This window comes from uncultured Hyphomicrobium sp. (assembly GCF_902826555.1).
Classification (GTDB): domain Bacteria; phylum Pseudomonadota; class Alphaproteobacteria; order Rhizobiales; family Hyphomicrobiaceae; genus Hyphomicrobium_C.
Window position 1 is genome coordinate 46,129 of sequence record NZ_CADEFI010000002.1, and the last position, 18,456, is coordinate 64,584.

Annotated in this window: 15 protein-coding genes; 8 read left to right on the forward strand and 7 right to left on the reverse strand. The window is 64.3% G+C overall.

Translation table 11 applies throughout. The annotated features are described in order from the left end of the window. The 4 genes from dnaE to QZV93_RS01640 all read left to right on the forward strand — a co-directional run. The coding region (gene dnaE, locus QZV93_RS01625; RefSeq protein ID WP_295555428.1) for a DNA polymerase III subunit alpha at positions 1-3,381 on the forward strand (3,381 nt) is incomplete at its 5' end. A gap of 89 nt (positions 3,382-3,470) precedes the next feature. Beyond that, positions 3,471-4,169: a hypothetical protein gene (locus QZV93_RS01630; protein WP_295555430.1), complete on the forward strand. Its 699-nt coding sequence runs from the start codon at positions 3,471-3,473 to the stop codon at positions 4,167-4,169. A 141-nt stretch (positions 4,170-4,310) separates the two neighbouring features. Further along, positions 4,311-4,970 (forward strand): rhomboid family intramembrane serine protease, encoded by a 660-nt coding sequence (locus QZV93_RS01635; RefSeq protein ID WP_295555432.1) that lies wholly within the window; start codon positions 4,311-4,313, stop codon positions 4,968-4,970. 192 nt (positions 4,971-5,162) lie between these two features. Further along, positions 5,163-5,570, forward strand: coding sequence for a hypothetical protein (locus QZV93_RS01640; protein ID WP_295555434.1), 408 nt, complete (start codon positions 5,163-5,165; stop codon positions 5,568-5,570). A gap of 120 nt (positions 5,571-5,690) precedes the next feature. On the opposite strand, the gene QZV93_RS01645 is transcribed toward QZV93_RS01640, so the two are convergent. From QZV93_RS01645 to rplU, 5 genes are all read right to left on the reverse strand, one after another. Continuing rightward, complete coding sequence (locus QZV93_RS01645; protein WP_295555436.1) at positions 5,691-7,565, reverse strand: L,D-transpeptidase family protein; 1,875 nt, start codon at positions 7,563-7,565, stop codon at positions 5,691-5,693. Positions 7,566-7,896: 331 nt separating this feature from the next. Further along, the gene (gene obgE, locus QZV93_RS01650; protein WP_295555438.1) at positions 7,897-8,937 is read right to left on the reverse strand and encodes a GTPase ObgE; all 1,041 of its coding nucleotides are present in this window, start codon (positions 8,935-8,937) and stop codon (positions 7,897-7,899) included. Further along, entirely contained in the window at positions 8,934-9,467 is a 534-nt protein-coding gene (locus QZV93_RS01655; RefSeq protein WP_295555439.1) for a GNAT family N-acetyltransferase, read from the reverse strand. Before QZV93_RS01655 ends, obgE begins: the two co-directional genes overlap by 4 nt. A 111-nt stretch (positions 9,468-9,578) precedes the next feature. Further along, entirely contained in the window at positions 9,579-9,851 is a 273-nt protein-coding gene (gene rpmA / locus QZV93_RS01660; protein ID WP_295555440.1) for a 50S ribosomal protein L27, read from the reverse strand. Positions 9,852-9,902: 51 nt separating this feature from the next. After that, positions 9,903-10,214 (reverse strand): 50S ribosomal protein L21, encoded by a 312-nt coding sequence (gene rplU, locus QZV93_RS01665; RefSeq protein WP_295555441.1) that lies wholly within the window; start codon positions 10,212-10,214, stop codon positions 9,903-9,905. A gap of 335 nt (positions 10,215-10,549) precedes the next feature. Between rplU and QZV93_RS01670 the strand changes: the two genes are divergently transcribed. After that, positions 10,550-13,921: a caspase family protein gene (locus QZV93_RS01670; RefSeq protein WP_295555443.1), complete on the forward strand. Its 3,372-nt coding sequence runs from the start codon at positions 10,550-10,552 to the stop codon at positions 13,919-13,921. A gap of 32 nt (positions 13,922-13,953) precedes the next feature. On the opposite strand, the gene QZV93_RS01675 is transcribed toward QZV93_RS01670, so the two are convergent. Then, positions 13,954-14,649: a ParB/Srx family N-terminal domain-containing protein gene (locus tag QZV93_RS01675; RefSeq protein WP_295555445.1), complete on the reverse strand. Its 696-nt coding sequence runs from the start codon at positions 14,647-14,649 to the stop codon at positions 13,954-13,956. Between the two features lie 142 nt (positions 14,650-14,791). Between QZV93_RS01675 and QZV93_RS01680 the strand changes: the two genes are divergently transcribed. Continuing rightward, positions 14,792-15,004, forward strand: coding sequence for a PspC domain-containing protein (locus QZV93_RS01680; protein WP_295555447.1), 213 nt, complete (start codon positions 14,792-14,794; stop codon positions 15,002-15,004). 6 nt (positions 15,005-15,010) lie between these two features. On the opposite strand, the gene QZV93_RS01685 is transcribed toward QZV93_RS01680, so the two are convergent. Further along, the gene (locus QZV93_RS01685; protein WP_295555449.1) at positions 15,011-16,570 is read right to left on the reverse strand and encodes a glucan biosynthesis protein G; all 1,560 of its coding nucleotides are present in this window, start codon (positions 16,568-16,570) and stop codon (positions 15,011-15,013) included. A gap of 321 nt (positions 16,571-16,891) precedes the next feature. On the opposite strand from QZV93_RS01685, the gene QZV93_RS01690 reads away from it, so the two are divergent. Continuing rightward, a complete protein-coding gene (locus tag QZV93_RS01690) occupies positions 16,892-17,896 on the forward strand; it encodes a hypothetical protein (RefSeq protein WP_295555451.1) in 1,005 nt (334 codons plus the stop codon). Positions 17,897-18,003: 107 nt separating this feature from the next. Next, a complete protein-coding gene (locus QZV93_RS01695; protein WP_295555452.1) occupies positions 18,004-18,327 on the forward strand; it encodes a 2TM domain-containing protein in 324 nt (107 codons plus the stop codon). Positions 18,328-18,456: the final 129 nt, after the last annotated feature.

An 18,456-nucleotide genomic window follows, 5' to 3' on the forward strand; every position in this document is an offset into this window, starting at 1 on the left:
TTCGGCGCGCTCGAGTTCTCGGAGAAGCTGGCCGGCGCCGGTATCCAGCCCATCGTCGGCGCCACCTACGCCACCGATTTCGGTGACGGTGCGGCTGAGACCAATAGCCTTCCGCGCCACGGCCAGAACACAGCCCCCGTGCGCCCTGCCGGCGCGCTGGCGCTGTTGGCCTCGACCCCCGCGGGCTACGCCAACCTCATCAAGCTCGCGAGCCAGGCGTTCCTGCTGCCGGACCCGGCCGAGCCGACGCACATCAAGCTCGAGGCGCTCGAAGCCCACCGCGACGGCCTCATCGTTCTCACGGGCGGCCCGGAGGGGCCGATCGCCCGCGCTCTCTCCGAAGGTCAGGCCGATCTCGCGCGGGAGCGCCTGAAGCGGCTGCATCGCGTCTTCAACGGCAACCTCTACATAGAGCTGCAGCGTCACGGCCTCAAGGCCGAGGAGGAGATCGAGCCGCAGCTGATCGCGCTCGCCTACGAATTCGGCATTCCGCTCGTCGCCACCAACGAGGTCTACTTCGCCCAGCCCGACGACTACGAGGCTCACGACGCGCTCCTCTGCATCGCCGAAGGCCGCATGGTGACGGAGGACAACCGCCGCCGCGTCTCGCGCGATCACTATTTCAAGTCCATCGATGAGATGGCCGCGCTGTTCGCCGATCTGCCGGAAGCCCTCGAGAGCACCATTGAGATCGCGCAGCGCTGTGCCTATCGGCCTCTGCCCAGAAAGCCCATCCTGCCGCGCTTTGTCCCGGCTCACAAAGCGCCCAACGGCGACCAGTCCGCCGCCGAGGAGGCCGAGCTCAAGCGCCAGTCGCAGGAGGGCTTGCGCGCGCGCCTCGCCCTGCAGAAGCCCGCCGAGGGTTTTACCGTCGAGGATTACGAAAAGCGCCTCGCCTACGAGCTGGACGTCATCGCCCGCATGAAGTTTCCGGGCTACTTCCTGATCGTCGCCGACTTCATCAAGTGGTCGAAGGCCAATGGCATCCCCGTCGGACCGGGCCGCGGCTCGGGCGCGGGCTCCGTCGTCGCCTGGGCCCTCACCATCACCGACCTCGATCCGTTGCGGTTCGGCTTGCTCTTCGAGCGCTTCCTCAATCCCGAGCGCGTCTCGATGCCGGACTTCGACATCGACTTCTGCCAGGACCGGCGCGACGAGGTGATCCGCTACGTCCAGGAGCGCTACGGCCGCGACCGGGTCGCGCAGATCATCACCTTCGGCAAGCTGCAGGCGCGCGCGGTGCTGCGCGACGTCGGCCGCGTGCTGCAGATGCCGTATGGCCAGGTCGACCGCCTCTGCAAGCTCGTTCCCAACAACCCGGCCAATCCGGTCACGCTCCCGGAGGCAATCGAAGGCGAGCCCAAGCTGCAGGAGGAGCGCGACTCCGACCCGCTTGTCGCCCGCCTGTTGGAGGTCGCACAGAAGCTCGAAGGCCTCTACCGCCACGCCTCGACGCACGCCGCCGGCATGGTGATCGGCGACCGCCCGCTCGACGAGTTGGTGCCGCTCTACCGCGATCCGAAGTCGAACATGCCCGTCACCCAGTTCAACTGGAAGATGGTCGAGGCCGCGGGCCTCGTGAAGTTCGACTTCCTCGGCCTCAAGACGCTGACCGTGCTGACCAAGGCCGTGGAGCTTGTGAAGCGCGGGCGCGGCATCGACATCGATCTTCTCGCGCTGCCGCTCGACGACAAGCCCTCTTACGATCTGCTCGCGAAAGCGGATACGGCCGGCGTGTTCCAGCTCGAAAGCACGGGCATGCGCGAGAGCTTGAAACGCCTCAAGCCCGACCGCTTCGAGGACATCATCGCCATGGTGGCGCTCTACCGCCCGGGCCCCATGGACAACATCCCGACTTACATCAACCGCAAGCATGGCGAGGAGCCCGTCGACTGCCTGCATGACATGCTGCAAGGCATCCTGCGCGAGACCTACGGCGTCATCATCTACCAGGAGCAGGTCATGCAGATCGCTCAGGTGATGGCAGGCTACAGCCTCGGCGACGCAGATCTGTTGCGCCGCGCCATGGGTAAGAAAGACAAGAACGAGATGGCGAAGCAGCAGGCGCGCTTCGTCGAGGGCGCGCTGAAGAACGGCGTCAAGAAGGACGATGCCGCCTACATCTTCGAGCTGGTCGACAAGTTCGCGGGTTACGGCTTCAACAAATCCCACGCCGCAGCCTACGCGCTCGTCAGCTATCACACCGCCTACATGAAGGCGAACTTCCGCGAGGAGTTCCTGGCCGCCTCCATGACGCTCGACGCCGGCAACACCGACAAGCTCGCCATGTTTGCAGCCGAGGCGAGGAAGAGCGGCATCCGTGTGCTGCCGCCTTGCGTCAATGCGTCCGCCGTCGAGTTCCTGGCCGAGCCGCCGAAGAAAAACGAGGAGCACGGCGCCATCCGCTACGCGCTCGCAGCCTTGAAGAACATCGGCGCGTCCGCCGTCGAGACCATCGTCGAGAGCCGCAACCGGAAAGGCGCATACGCCTCGCTCGCGGACTTTGCTGCCCGCGTCAACACGAAGGCCGTCAACAAGCGTGCCCTGGAAACGCTGGCTGCTGCCGGTGCCTTCGACGCGCTCGAGCCCTCCCGCGCGCTCGTCTACGCCAACGTCGAGCAGATGATGACCGAGGCCGGCAAGAAGGCCGACGACGAGCAGACAGGCCAGGGGAGCTTGCTCGGCGGCATGGAGACCAGCGCCGCACCCGTCGTGCTGAAGCTCAAGCCCGCCGAAACCTGGACGCCCATGGAGAAGCTGCAAAAGGAGTTCGATGCCGTAGGCTTCTTCCTTTCCGGCCATCCGCTCGATCAGTATGAGCGTGCGCTCGCCAAGCTCGGCGTGCGCCGCTACGTGGATTTCGAGGCCGCGAGCGCGCGCGGAGCCGCGGCCGGCCGGCTGGCCGGGATCGTCATTTCCGCACGCGAGCGCCGCTCTCAGAAAGGCAACAAGTTCGCCTTCGCGATGTTCTCCGACAGTAGCGGACAGTTCGAGGCCGTGATTTTCTCGGATACGCTTGCCAATGCGCGCAACCTTCTCGAGTCCGGCACGGCAGTGCTGCTCGACGTCGAGGGCGAGCGCGACGGCGAGGCACTCAAGATGCGCGTCCAGAACGTGGCGTCGCTCGACGAGGCGGTCGAGAAAATCCCGCGCGTGATCCGCATTCTGCTGGACGGCGAGACGCTTCACCGCAACCCGACCGGGCTCGAGCAGCTGAAGGCGCTGCTGCGTCCCGGCAAGGGGGAGGCGACCATCGAGCTGCAACTCGAGGACTACGAGCGCCCGGTGCCGATCGCCCCTAAGGGCAAATACGATCTTTCCGCGAAAACAATCGGACGCATCACGACCGTTCCCGGTGTCATCGAGGTCATCGAGACCTGATTGCGCAGCCCCCCGGGCGGCGGCTGGAACAATCGGCGCGCGCGCGGCGTTTTCACGACGCTATGCTTCAGTCTCCGGGTCGAGAATTTTTGTGTCCGCGTTCCGTCGGTGACGATACGTCCACCGTCTTCTCGCGTATCGACGGCGATCCCCGCGCAACCGTCATTTGTTGCCTTCCCTGGCGAATGCCGTACCGGCTGGCGCTCGCGTCGCGCTGCGTGCCGAAGAGCTTCCTGGCTTGCTACGAGATGCCGCGCGCCATTGTCAGCTCCGAGCCGGAGCTGTGCATCCGCGCCGTGCACGCGGTGATCGATGATGCCGTCCGTGTCGTCGCGCGAACGCGTCTCGAGCCGTCACAAGTGCTTGTCGTCGGCCTGAGCATCGGCAATGCCGTTGCGACGGCGCTCGCCAATCGCATTGGCGCGCGATTGTGCTCGGTGGCATCCGCGGACCGCGGCGACTTGACGTTGTGGGAGAGCCCCGCCTCCGCCCAGGTCAAGGCGCTGGCCATCACGAAGGGCTATCGCCTCGCCGACTTCACGCGTGTGATGCATGGGCTGCACACGGTCGAGAACCTGACGAACCTTGCGCCGGGCAGCCGCTTCGTATTCGGCCTCAAGGATGAGGTCATTCCCGAGCCGCGGCGCGAAGGCTTGATCGCAGCGGTTCGCCGCGACCTGCCCGCAGCGGAGATAAGCTTCGTCGACGCCGGCCATTTCGCAACCATGGCCGAGACGGTCCGGCGCGGGCTGGGCGAGCCGGCCGAGGTGCATCTGGCCCGCGCCTGAGGAGCCGGCATGCGGAGCGGCGCGCGAGGGATGTGCCCAATTCGCCTCAGATGGACGTTGAAACGACGCGTCGCCCTTAATTCCCGGCGTGAATCGTGATGCACTGGCTTGCCAGTACAAGCGCGGATGCGAGGAGCGGCCATGTTCCCGATCGGTGACGACAACAGCGCACGGCGCGCGACACCCGTCGTGACGTTCGCGCTGATTGCCATCAACGTTGTGGTCTTCTTCCTCGAGCTTCAGAACGGCAACGCCTTCATCGAAAAGTGGGCGTTTGTGCCGGGCCGCTTCAGCGAGAATCCATCCGGCGACGCGGTGACGCTGCTCTCGGCCATGTTCATGCATGGCGGCTGGATGCACCTGGGCGGCAACATGCTCTACCTCTGGATTTTTGGCGACAACGTCGAGGATCGTTTCGGCCCCGTGCGCTATCTCCTATTCTATCTCGTGGCCGGCTTCGCCGCGAGCTTCGCGCAGTACGCCGTCAATCCCGCTTCCAACATTCCGAACGTCGGCGCATCCGGCGCCATCGCCGGCGTGCTCGGTGCCTATCTCCTCATGTTCCCGAAAGCCCGCGTCGATGTGCTGCTGGGGCGGCAGGTCGTTGCCATGCCGGCCTTTATCGTCTTGGGGCTTTGGGTCGTGCTCCAGCTCGTGAGCGGCGTCGGCTCGATTGCCGATACGGCACAGACCGAGCAAGGCGGCGTGGCCTACATGGCGCATGTCGGAGGGTTCGTCGCCGGCCTGGTGCTGGGGGTCGTCTTCGGCGGGCTGCGCCGTCCGCCGGATCGCATCGCGTGATGGGGCGAGAGCCTCGGGCTGGTGCCAACACTGCCCGTAGCCGATAAGAACTTTTGCGTTGTTACGATACTAAGTTTCACTTAGCCTGTCGGGAAAAATAAGAACAAACGGCCTGCGAAGGGACGGACACGTCGAGGAAAGGGCACACGGAGCTTGCGCGCCGTGATCCGTCTCGAACCCTTGGAGGTCCAAATGCCTGATGGCTTCGTCTTCGGCGCTTTTTCCGCGAAAAAGACCGCGCTAGTGGCTGCGCTCGGCGCCGTCTGCATGGCGCATGGCGCCTCCGCCGGCAGCGAGCAGGCCGAAAGGGTCCGCGGGTACTTCTGCGACGCCAAGGCCGACCAGATCGCCTTCCTCAACGCGAAGGCACGGGGCGAGACCGAGATCATGGCCGCCAACGCAGTGAACAAGGGCGTCGCCAAGATGTCCTGTGCGCCGTATCTGCCCGCCATGGCCATTCCGGGCAAGGAGCAGACCGTCATGGAAGGCGGCCTCGTCTACAAGCTGCAGAGCTTCACATTCCTGCCGGAGAAGGTGGAACGCTGGAGCGGCACGGTGCTGGGCTCTCTGCAGGTCATCTCGCAGGATCAGGATATCTGATCGAAGCTACGCCTTGGGCGCGCCTCCGCTCGGCGGCATCCGATAGTAAAAGACCCCGGCCGCTCGCCTGAGCGCCGGGGTCTTTTTTGTTTGTCGGAAAGGCCGGGATGCGCGCGGCGATTACCAGACGGCGGACTTGCCGCTCGTGCGCTGACGCTTCCGGTCCTTGTACTTCTCTTTGTCCTTGTACTTGTTCGACGAGTACGAGGAGGAGCAGAACAGGAAGCAACCGCCCTCGTCCTCGACCACCTCGATCGGCTTCGGCCGCGGCGTCGGCTTCGTGATCTTGGCGACAACCTCGGGCATCTGCACGATGAAGTCCGTGCCGGCATACTTCGTCTCGCTGCGCGAAACGTCATAGCTCGAGACGATGAGCGTCGAGCCGGGCTTCACCACTTCGGCGATCCGCTCCGAAATCTCTTTCGGCAGCTTGATGCGGTCGAGCGTGCGCGAAGCCTTGGCCGAATCCGTGACCACAGGCATCTTGACCTGCTCGGGGGCCTTCGCCTTCTTCGACTTGGGCGAGACGTCCGCATCGTCATAGCTCGTGACGCCGGTCGTGTCCTCGTTGACCTCGGTCGCCTGCCACTTGAGCGCGGTCTTGCTGTCGTCCTTCCAGGCCACGGCCTGGAAGATGAAGGTGTCGAGCGGAACGTTCGGGTTCTCGATCGTTGCCTGCGCCTCGATCACGGGCTCGAAGCCCTGACGGATCTGCACGAGGCCGGTTGCCGAGCTCACGAACACGGACACGGGGAATGCGCGATTCTGCTCCCGCCGGTCGAAGGCTGCGACAGCCTTCTTGGCAGCGGCTTCGGCAACGGCAGCGTCCTTGATCTCGACCTTGGCAGCCTTGAGAGCGCCGAGTGCATCCGCCACCGCCTGATCGGCGGATTTTGCGGCATCCCGCGCGACCTTCGCCGCCTCCGCCGTGCGATTGGCTTCCTCGGTTGCCGGAGCGATACGTGCACGCTCGGCTGCGTCCTGCGCACGCAGCTCCTCGAGCTTGTCGGCGCGCATCTTCGAGGTATTGCCCTCGAGCCGCGCGGTGATCTTCTTTACCGACCGCTCCTGCGACTGCAGCTCCGCCTTGGCTTTGTAGGCCGTACGGGCAGCAGCGTTGGCCTCCTTCTGGGCCGTACGTGCGGCCGTCTTGGCATCCGCAATGGTGCGCCCGGCGGCCTTCTCGGCATCGGCCGCTGAGGCGCGCCGCGTGCCGGCTGCCGTGATGGCATCGACGAGGCCCTGGCGCTCGGCCCGGCGGGCTTCGGCGGCGGATTCGAGCGTGCGGCCAGCCGGCTCCGTGGCGGCATGAGCCGTGCCGACGCCGAGCAGTGTCTCGGCGGCATCGACGCCGATTTTGATGGCCTTGCTGCCCGTGCTCTCCGCTCTATCGTTCGTCGGCGCGGCCGATGCGACGGAGGGAAGCGCGGAGAACAGCAGCGGATGATCGAAAAGCGTCGGTGCGTTGACGTCCGGCGCGATGACGACGCGCTGGTTGATATCGGTCATATTGAAGAAGCGGCGCGCGAAATCATACGGCAGGCGCACGCAGCCGCCCGATGCGGGGTATCCGGGAATGATGCCGCCGTGCAGTGCGATGCCCGTCATCGTCAGGCGCTGCATGTGGGGCATCTTGGCATCGAGATAGATGTTGGACGTGTGATCGACCTTCTTCTCGAGGATGCTGTAGATGCCCTTCGGGGTCTCGTGGCCGGTTCTGCCGGAGGAGACGCGCGTCTGCACCACGAGGCCGTTGCCATCGTAGACGTACATGCGCTGCTGATTGAGCGAGACCAGCATCAGGAGCGGCCCTTCCGTCTCGAGCGGCTTCGCCTGCTCGACGGGGCGCGTCTTCTGCACGCGTGATTTGCGGTCTTCCTGAGCGGCAGCCGGAACGGCGGACACCTGAGTGAATAAAGCGAGCGCCAGCGACGCGGAGCCGAGACGAAGCAGCATGTCTTTCGCGCCGGCGCGATGGGACGACGTGTAAAGCACCGTAAATACCCCCTAAGGCCTTGTGAGAACCGTTTCCGGGGCCTGCCAAGTGCCCTCTGCAACGGTTAATCTCTGGATCATGACGAGTTCGACTTCAATAGGTTACCCCGCATGAGTTATCGAATTCTCTCCACTTGTTCCGTTTTTTGCGGATGCCTTCACTTCGCATAGGCAACCGGCCCTAGGGAGCGCGGAGAGGGCGGCTCATCGGGGTGAAAACAGCACGCTAGCTTTGAAGTGTGATGACCCTTTGGCCGCTGCAATCCGGAGATTGCCTTAGGGCGTGCATTTTAGACGTGCCTAGACCTTGAGCAGTCCGTGGAGGGAGCAGCTAGGGGCGCCAGGGCTTGGGAGTCCCTTCGAGGGTCTCCGCCTCGTCCGCCTTCGCGCGGCCGATCTCGCGCGTGAGCGCAAAAAGCGCTTCCTTCACGCCGGCCCCGGAGACGCCCGAGAGCGCGAGCGGTTTCTTGCGCGCTGCCTTTTGCAGCTCCGCGAGGCGCGTGGTCAGGGTCTCGGCATCGACGGCGTCGATCTTCGAGAGCGCCACGATTTCTTTCTTCTTGGCAAGCTCGCCGCCGTAGGCCTTGAGCTCGCGGCGCACGGTACGGTAGGCGCCGCCGACGTCCTCCTGCGTCGCATCCACCAGATGCAAAAGCACCTGCGTGCGCTCCACGTGCCCGAGAAAGCGCGTGCCGAGCCCCGCGCCTTCGTGTGCGCCCTCGATCAGCCCCGGAATGTCGGCCAGCACGAAATCGCGATCGCCCGCGCGTACCACGCCGAGATTGGGATGCAGCGTCGTGAATGGGTAGTCGGCGATTTTCGGTTTCGCGGCCGAGACGGCGGCGAGGAAGGTCGATTTTCCGGCATTCGGCAACCCGACGAGCCCGGCATCGGCGATCAGCTTGAGCCGCAGCCAGATGGTCATCTCATCGCCCTTGAGCCCGGGATTGGCGTGCCGCGGCGCCTGGTTGGTCGCACTCTTGAAATGCGCGTTGCCGAACCCGCCATTGCCGCCATGCGCGACGACGAAGCGCTGCCCAACCTCCGTCATCTCGGCGAGCACCGTCTCCTGGTCCTCCGCCAGCACCACAGTTCCCGGCGGCACCTTGACGATGCAATCGCTGCCGTTTGCACCAGCACGGTTCTTTCCCATGCCGTTGATGCCGCGTTCCGCCTTGAAATGCTGCTGGTAGCGGTAGTCGATCAGCGTGTTGAGATTGTCTACGCATTGGATCACGACATCGCCGCCGTTGCCGCCGTCGCCGCCGTCCGGTCCGCCGAATTCGATGAACTTCTCGCGCCGGAAGCCCACGCATCCGTCGCCGCCGTCGCCGGCCTTGATGTAGATCTTGGCAAGGTCGAGAAACTTCATGCCGTGAGCCTCCACAGCACGGCCGCGATAGGCCGGTTCAGCTCGTAGCATTGCGCCGGGAACTCGCCCTGCCGCGCGTCGCACCACGCCGTGGTGGCGCCGCTCGGGCGGAAACCGAGCTTACGGATGACGCTCGCGGAAGCAGGGTTGTCGTCGAAGTGGCAGCAGGTGAGGCGCTTGAAGCCGCCGCTCGCAAAACAGTGGCGCACGAGCGCTGTGGCGGCTTCGGTTGCAAATCCCCGCCCCCACCAGGGCCGCCCGATCCAGTAGCCGATCTCAGCCGAGCCATCGTCGTTTGGCACGTAGCCGACCGCACCGACGAGCGTGCCTTCGAAGGTGGTCCCGCGTACGAACTCTCCCGGCGTGAGCGTCTCCATCCACTGGCGCGCCAGCTCCTCTGAATAGGGAAACGGAATGCGAGCCGTCATGCGCGCAACATCCCAGTCACCGGCGAGGTGCGCCAGCTGCGGCACGTCGCTGTCCATGAGCTCGCGCAGCACGAGCCGCCGTGTCTTGATCGGCTTTGGCATGAGGATCCGGGATGTTGCTTGCGTCAGCATAAATCGAAACGCCAATGCCCGAGAACGAAAAAGGGGGGATGACGCGCATCCCCCCTCGTCGGTTGGTTAAGCCCGGAACGCTTATTCCGCGGCCGCGACTTTCTCCGGGCGCACGGAAATGTAGACGCGCCCGTTGCGCTTGGTCTCGAACTCGACCGTGCCTTCGGTCACGGCGAAGATGGTGTGATCGGTGCCGATGCCGACGCCCGAGCCGGGATGCCACTGCGTGCCGCGCTGGCGGCAGAGGATGTTGCCGGGGATCACGTGCTCACCGCCGTAGCGCTTGATGCCGAGGCGCTTCGAATGTGAATCGCGGCCGTTCTTCGTTGAACCGCCAGCTTTCTTTTGTGCCATGACGTTAGGTCCTTCTGTTCGGAGCAGCGGGGTCCGCGCTCACGTGTTCGATTAGGCGCTGATGCCGGTGATGCGGATCTTGGAGAGATCCTGGCGATGACCACGCTTCCGGCGCGAGTTCTTGCGGCGGCGCTTCTTGAACGCGATCAGCTTCGGGCCGCGGGTCTGCTCGACGAGCTCGGCCGTGACCTTGGCGCTCGACGGCAGCGACTTGCCGACCTTGACGTCGTCGCCGGATCCGACCAGCAGCACTTCGGTGAATTCGATTTTGGCTCCGGCGTCCCCGTCGAGCTTCTCGACCGTGAGGACGTCGTCTTTGGCGACGCGATACTGCTTGCCGCCCGTCTTGATGACAGCGTACATGGATGGCCTCTTTCCGCGCGGTTTCCGCGCTCTAGGTCTGATCCGCGCCCTGTGGCGCCGCGGAAAAACCGCGAACTTTCAAGGGGTTGCTTAAAGTGGCAACCTGAGCCTCGGGCAGCGCTCTATAACGCCACGGGCCGTTCAGCCCGCCGCGCTGGCGCCCTTATGATGGAAAGCCCGAAAGAAGTCAACGCGTTGACTTTTACAAACCTCGGACTGCTACTTGATATTGTGCGGGCAACACGGCGCGAAAGACAAAGCCAGCCTTTGACCCCGCGGGCCGAGAGCACCGGGGCGGGGGCCGGGCGCCGGGAGCGACGGGGGGACGACGGCTGATGCGGCATGTGTTGAGCAGTGTGGCGGCGGCCCTGCTGGCAGTCGTGCTCGTTCCGATGTCCCAACCCGCCGCCCAATCCAAAGTCGAGGTCGGAGTCGCCGATCCCCACTCGGCCGAAGTGGATGCGGTGGCCGTTTCGCCAAACGGCAAGCTCGTCCTGACGGGTAGCCAGGATACGACCGTCAAGCTGTGGGAGGCGGAATCCGGACGCCTGATCCGCACCTACAGGGGTCACGACGATCGTATCCTCAACGTCGCCTTCTCTCCCGACGGCCAGCGCTTCGCGTCGTCCGGATTGGATTTCAAGATCGTTCTCTGGTCGATCGACAGCATGGACCCGTTGTGGACCACCAACAACAGCGCCTTTAGCGGCCAGAACCCCATCTTTTTCCAGGATGGTGCGCGCATCCTGTCGTCCGGAACGAGCGGCCTCAGCATCCTAAACGCGGAAACCGGGGCCATAACGGGCGGTCTGAGAACCATGGATGCCGATCAGATCGCGCTGTCGCGCGACGGCAACTGGATCGCGGCGCGCGGCAGCTTCAAAAAGACGTTCCAGTTGTGGAACGTGGCCACCGGAAAGGTCGAGCGAACCATCTCCGGTCACGACGGCAATATCGATGACATCGATATTTCGCCTGACGGAAAGCTGCTTCTGTCGCTGAGCAAGGACGACAGCTCGGTACGCATCTGGAACGCATCCGACGGAAAGCTGGTGCGTCGCATACACAGCACCACGAGGACCGGTCCCTGCGCCCGCTTCGTCAACGGCCCCGATCGCGTTCTCGTGACATCGAGCGATTCTGCGCTGGTCTATTCCGCCGAGACCGGCAAGGCAATAAAGGCCCTGGGATTCGATACATCGGATTGCTTCGCCGTATTCCCCGATGCGGCGCATGTCGTCGTTCCGGAATATTCGAAAGCCAAGATCATGAACCTCGCGACCGGCGAGCTTGTCCGCTACCTCGGCGCGACGGCAGTCGATTCCAGCGATATGGTGCCGCCGTCGGCGTCGGGCGGCGGCTGGACGAAAGCGGAGCTGAAAAATCCTGAGACCGCCGTCTGGGCACCTGCACAGGTGCGGTCGCTCGCCTTTCTGGATGGCGGCACGAAACTCGCGACCACCTCCGCCGAGGGGCTGAATCAGATCATCGACCTGAGCTCGGGAAATATCACGACCGTCGGCTCGCCCCCGCTTCTTCACAAACTCACGGGGATGGCGTACCCGGCGGATGGGTCGAAGCTGCTTCTCTATGAGCAGTACACGGCTGCGATTTGGGATCGACCGCCGGCCGGTCCGCACGAACAATTCCATTTCCGCATCGGCGAGCTGTGGAGCATCGCCATGTCGCGTGACGGCACTAGGGCCGCGTTCTCCGGCCCGGCTCAGATCGATCTTGTGAACATGGTGAGCGGAAAGCGGACGCTGAGCTACACCTTAGATGGCGACGTGAGCCGGGTTGCGATTTCCGGCGACGGAACGATCGTCGCGCATTCCGATCGGGCCGGACGACTGGAACTGCGCAAGTTCGAAGACGGCAAGGAATGGCTGTCTGCAGTCTATGCGATCAAGAAGTTCGATGGGCAGTCGATCTGGACTGACAGTCTCGCGCTGTCGGCGGACGGACGTGTTCTAGCCACGAGCGAAGACAATCGGTTGCGGATCTGGTCGCACGACCAAAAGACACTTCGCGAGGTCGCGTCCGCAACGGAAGACGGTGGAAACATCGAGGATCTTGCATTCTCGTCAGACGGCAATCTGCTCGTTTCGGGCGCCGCCAACGGCAACGTAAAAATTTGGGATCCGTCCACGGCAACGGTGGTGAAAGCCCTTGAGGGCGCGACGGGGAGCATCAACGAGGTGCGCTTCTCGCCGGACGACCGGCTGGTCGCCGCCGCCGGAGTGGGCGGCGTCACGATCTGGAGTGCCGCTTCAGGCGCACTCATCGCAAAAGCTTACTTCTATGCCAACGGCGAATGCGTCGTCATCACCCCGGAGGGCTTCTTCAGCGCCTCCTCGCCGCGAAGCGCCCAGCTTTTGTCTCTGGTGCGTGGTGCCGACACGTTCAGCGCGGGCCAGATCTGGCAGTCCCTGTTCAATCCGGATCTCGTGCGGGAAAAATTCGCGGGCGACCCCCATGAGGAGGTCAAGACGGCAGCTGAGCTGGTGAGCCTCGATAGGGTTCTCGACAGCGGCAAGCCTCCTGCAGTCGAGATTCTCATCCCGGCCGAGGGCGCCGATATCTCCGATGAGGTCGGCACGGCGGTTGCGAAGATCAGCAACCAAGGTGGAGGCATCGGCCGCATCGAATGGCGCGTGAACGGCATCACCGTCGGCGTTGCGAGTGCGCCCGATGGTACGGCCCCCGAGCACGCCGCCTCACGGTCGATCGCCCTCGACGCCGGCGCCAATACGGTGGAAGTCGTCGCCTATAACGGAGGAAACCTGCTCACGTCGCTCCCTTCCCAGGTCAAGGTGACGCGCAATTCGGATGCTCCGCCCGTGAAACCAAAGCTGTACGTGCTCGCGATCGGCGTAGACGATCACAAGGACGCCAAGGGCATCGACGCCGTGACCGGCAAGAAGGTGGGCTTCGGCCCGCTCAAGCTCGCGGTCAAAGACGCACGCGCCTTTGGCGCCGCCCTGTCGGAGGCCGGCAAAGGCCAGTACGAGCATGTGGATGTGACCTACGCCATCGACGGCGCCGCGACAGCCGGCGGAATAGATGCCGCGATCAACCGTATCGCTGCGGCCATCCATCCCCGTGACGTCTTCATCTTCTATGCCGCCTCGCACGGCATTTCCCGCAAGGGGCGCTTCTACCTCATTCCGCATGGCTACTCGAGCGAAGGCGGCGACTTCGACGCCGCGTTGGCCAAGCATGCCATCGGCCAGGAGACGTTGCAGGATTGGATCGCAAACCGCGTCAACGCCAGGAAGGCGCTGATCCTGCTCGACACCTGCGAGAGCGGAGCCCTTGTCGGCGGCGCAACGGTTTCGCGCACCGACACGCCCGTATCGGAGGCCGCGATCGGCCGTCTGCATGAAGCCACGGGAAGGCCGGTATTGACCGCCGCAGCCAGCGGTCAATTCGCGCACGAAGGCGTCATAGCCCGTTCGGGCATATCGCACGGGATCTTCACGTGGTCGATCCTCGATGCCTTGCGCAACGGCGACGTCAACGGCAACAAGACTATCGAGTTGACGGAGCTGGTCTCGCACGTTCAGTCGGCAGTGCCCAAACTCGCGGCGGAGCTCGGAGGCGCCGGGCGGGCCGTTTCAACGGCCCGCAAAGCCGTATTCGGCGAGCAGTCCGCGCGCTTCGGTTCGCGCGGGGAGGACTTCACCCTTGTGGATCGTCTGCAGTAGCAAGGGCGGGCTCGGTGTCGCCGCCGAAAGTATCAGCAGGCGTAGCCCGGCAGCTGTGCGGCGCGCTTCGAGCGAGCGAGCTTTGTAGCAATCCGGAGTGCGGCTTTGGGATCGCGCTGCACCACCGAGCGCGCGATCCGCTCGCGAAAGAAGTTTGCCCATAGAAACTCGGCGTAGGGCCGGCTCACCTTGTCATAGCCTCCGGCCTGGCGCACGTCGAAGGCCAGATCGCGGTAGGGATCGTGTCGCAACCCATCGAGCGATTCCGGCAGCATCGACGGCGAGACCCGCCGCCCGTGCTCGTCGTAGAGATAGAGCCGGCCGTCCGCCTCCATCCGTTTCCAGAACGCCGAGTGCGAAAGCCGCGAGGCATCGCCGATGACCCGCACGTAAGTCCCCTCGAGCTCGGCCAGCGACAAGGCGAGCCCGAGATGGTGATGATCGACGATGAACAGGCTGCCTCCCGGACCGTACACGGCAGGGATGGGGCGGTCCTGTAGAAATCTGTCGAAGCGCCTCGGGTCGTCCGATCGCTTTTCGAGCTTGCGCAGCTTCCGGGAGACCTGGCGCATGCCGACGGCCATTTGCGTTGGTCTCAACGAGGACAGCGCCGCCCGAACGATCGAACCGACTGGGATGCGGCGGTTGCAGCGAGGATGATCTCCCGAGAGCGATCCGCTGTGATCGCCAAGCGCCCAGCGAGAATCCGCCTCCGCAGCATCGAGCATGTGTCCCCCAAAGCGAAGCGCGCCACATTCATGACGCTAGTGATGTCAGGGTAAACGCCAGGTAAACGCGGCGCGGCGGGCAAGCCGTGCGCGCGGATGAGCGTCGATGGAACATCCGGCCTGTTGGCAGAGTTGAGGCCTTATGACAGATCCCACCTTGTCCAACACGTCACCGCCGTTGCGACGTGTCCGCGAAGGCGCGATGATTGCCGGTGTCTGCGGCGGGCTGGCGCGCTGGCTCGGCTGGGACCCGACCATTGTGCGCCTGCTCTACATCGTGGCCACGGTGGCATCCATCGGCTTCCCCGGCATTCTGACGTACCTGATCCTTTGGCTGGTCATGCCGCGGGACTGAGACCGGTCATCCCGCGCTCCACCGGTAGAGCCAGGTCTCGGAGGCGCGTTGATCTCCCGTCGAGAGCGCGAGCCTGAGTTCGATCTCTTTCTCCCCCTGCGGGTCGAGTTCGAAGGCAACCCTCGTGCCGGGAAGATGCGGGTTGGCCTGCGCGACGGCGTTGGAGAGACTGCCTGCGCTCGACGTCAGGTCGATGTCCCGCACCGGAATCGGCGGCGCATCGCTGACGATGGCGCTGCTGTCGGCGACCTTCGCCATGGATTGGCCCGGGCCCCCTGAAAAATCGACGACGAAGCGGAGTCTGTGAGGCGCCGAGCCGGTGCCGATCCGCGTTTTGTGAACGCGCAGGAGATCGGCTTCCGGAGTGTCGTCCAGCCAAGCGAGCCTGTAGCCGTAGCTGTAAGCGCGGTGCGGCAGCAGCGGGCCTTCGGGGCGCCAGAACGCGACGATGTTGTCGACGTATTCGACATCCGTCGGGATCTCGACCAGTTCGACGCTGCCTTTTCCCCACTTGTTTTTCGGCGCAACCCAGGCGCTCGGCCGCCGTTCATAGTGCGCCTCGAGATCCTGATAGTCTTCGAAACGTCTTTCGCGCTGGATGAGACCGAATCCTTTCGGGTCGCGGTCGCCGAAATAGCTGGCTTGAAACGCCGGTGGGCTGAGCAGCGGTCGCCACAGCCGCTCGTCTTGCCCGTTCCAAACCGCAAGCCCGTCCGAATCGTGGATGGAGGGCCGGAAGTCGGACGGACCAGCGGGATCGTGCGCATTCTTGAGGAACATGCTGGTCAGCGGCGCAAGGCCGACGTTACGAAGCGTACGCCGGGGAAAGAGCACCGCATCTGTATCGACCAGCGTCTCGCGCCCAGGGCGTATCACGAAGCTGTACGCACCGGTGACGGACGGGCTGTCGAGCAGCGCGTGGACGGTGATCGCATCGGGGGTCTGCGGTCGCTCGATCCAGAAGCTGCGAAAGAACGGGAACTCCTCGGGCTCGGGTCCTGCGGTATTGAGCGCGAGCGCCCGCGCCGAAAGTCCGTAGGACTGCGCCTTTGCCACGCCTCGGAAATAGCTCGCGCCCTGGAACACCAGGAATTCGTCGTAGACGTCGCGCTTGTTGAGAGGTGCGTGAATGCGGAAGCCAGAAAATCCGAGAGTTGCTTGAGCGGCCGCGTCGAGTCCACGCGATCCGAAATCGAACAGCGAGGCAGTGGGCTCGATGCGACGCATGCGCGCGTTTTCGACCAGGAAGATGTCGACGGACGTGCGGTAGAGATAGCCAGATGGAAAAAGCTGGAGCTCGAAGCCGAGATCCGCATTCCGCCAGATTGCCTTCTCGGCGCGAAACTGAATCTCCCGGTAGCCGTCGTAATCGAGCTCTGAAAGCGGAGCGGCGAGAGTTTCAGGAGGAGGGCGGTAACGGCGATAGGCGAGCGAACGTGCAAGCTGGCGGACATGTCGCGCCGTGCTGTTGCTGCTCGCGCGTCGCGTTTCGGCGTAGCTCGGTTGCGGAGATCGCATCAAGGAGAGAGCAGCCATCCCGGAAACCAGAAATGTACGCCGCTCCATCGCCTCTCCTGTTTGCAGATCCACCAGCCAAGGGCCGCGGCGCAATCCCGACGCCGCCAGCAACGAAAAAAACGCGCGAGACTCGAAATTTGTTCGTTTGAGGGTAACAGCCGCACTGCAGCATTCACACCGCGGGGTCCTACGTAGCTCGGACGAAAACTGCTGCGTATCTGTGCGAGGCTGCCTAAAAATCTGACGCGCACCGACGTGGAAAGCGGCACGCACTTGCGATCGCTGCGCGATGTCGCTTGACGCCGCTCGGTTCGCTCCTACCTCTAGGCATCGTCGCATGAGTTGATCGCGGCTGGAGGCCGCAGTTTTATGACGATCGCCGCGCTTGCTTCTCCGAAGCTCCAGCCGATCCCCGTGCTCGACACCGGTCCCGGTTTCGCCATGGAGACGCTGATGGCGCACGAGGCGCGGGCCCATGCGCTTCTCGATCTCGCAACCGGGCCTCTTCCTTCGGCGGCGCTGCGCCAGCTCGACAAGGTTTCGCGCCGCTGGCTGGCCAAATGGGAGAACGCGCATCTGCCCGAGATCGACGCCATCGCGGCCCGCCTCGCTCGCCCCGGCGCCTATTTTCTTTCCGTCAACTACGAGTGGGCGTGCACCTGTCGCGTCGCCCCGGGGCCTGGCCGCAGGAGCGCTCGCCTCGTGCGTGTGCTTGATTGGCGCACGCCGGGGCTCGGCCGGCATGTCATCGCTGCACGCGTGCAGAGCCCACGCGGCCGCTTCGTCACGCTCACCTGGCCGGGGTACACCGGCGTGCTGACCGGCATGGCACCGGGTCGCTTTTCGGCCGCACTCAATCAGGCCCCGATGCGCAAGGCGATAGGGTTCTATGTCCTCGATTGGGCCGTGAGCCGCCGTCGCGTCTGGACCATGCCGCACCCGACGCCCGCGCATCTCCTGCGTTCCGTGTTCGAGGAGGCGTCGGATTTCGCGGAGGCCCGCGAACGCCTCTCGAGCACACCCATCTCGACGCCCGCCATCTTCTCGCTGGCCGGCACGCGGCCGGCCGAGACGGTGGTCATCGAGCGCACGGAGACGGACGCCCGCGTTCACGTGGGCCCCCACGTCGCCGCCAATCATTGGGAAGCGCCCGGCTGGCGCGGCCGCTCGCGCGGCGAGAGAAGTGGCGAGCGGGCCGCAATGATGCACTGCATCATTCCCGAGCTGACCCCCGATTTCTCCTGGCTTGCGCCCCCGATTCTGAACCCCACGACGCGCATTGTCATGGTCTCGGACGCAGCAGAAGGCCGGCTCGTGGCCCAGGGTTTCGAGGCCATGCGTCCGGCCACGGAGGTCCTGGAGCTGGCCGCCTAGCCCCCGGCTCGGGATCACAAAACCTCAATTGTTCCCTATGAAACATTTCATGCGGGCCCAGTGGGTGTAGAGTAGTGTTCCCGACGAAGATCCAGGGAGGTCTCGCCATGGACGACCTGTTCGAACATCTCATGGAGAGTGAGCGCGATAAGGCCATCAACGGCTTCTATACGCACTTCATTGTCTTTCTCTCCGTCATCGCCGGATTGGCGGTGGTCAACCTCATCTCCGGCGACGCCTTTTGGATTCAATGGGTGGTACTGGGCTGGGGCCTAGGCATCGCGTTGCATGCGTTTCTGATCTTTGTCAGACGGCCTCAGCAGGAGCAGAAGCTCCGCGAGCTGCGCCGTCTGCGCGAGCAAAAGCGCCAATCGGGTGCCGCGCCGGCCGGCGAACCCGCCTCCGGCAGTGGACCCGCGAATTCCGTCTGAGCCGCCGACCAAGAACGCAAAGGGCGCCGAGTCGATCGACTCGGCGCCCGATTTTCTTGTCGCCTGGTGAGTGAGCGGCCCAGAGTGCTTCCGGAAAAGTGGGAACCGGTTTTCCGATAAGAAGCACGA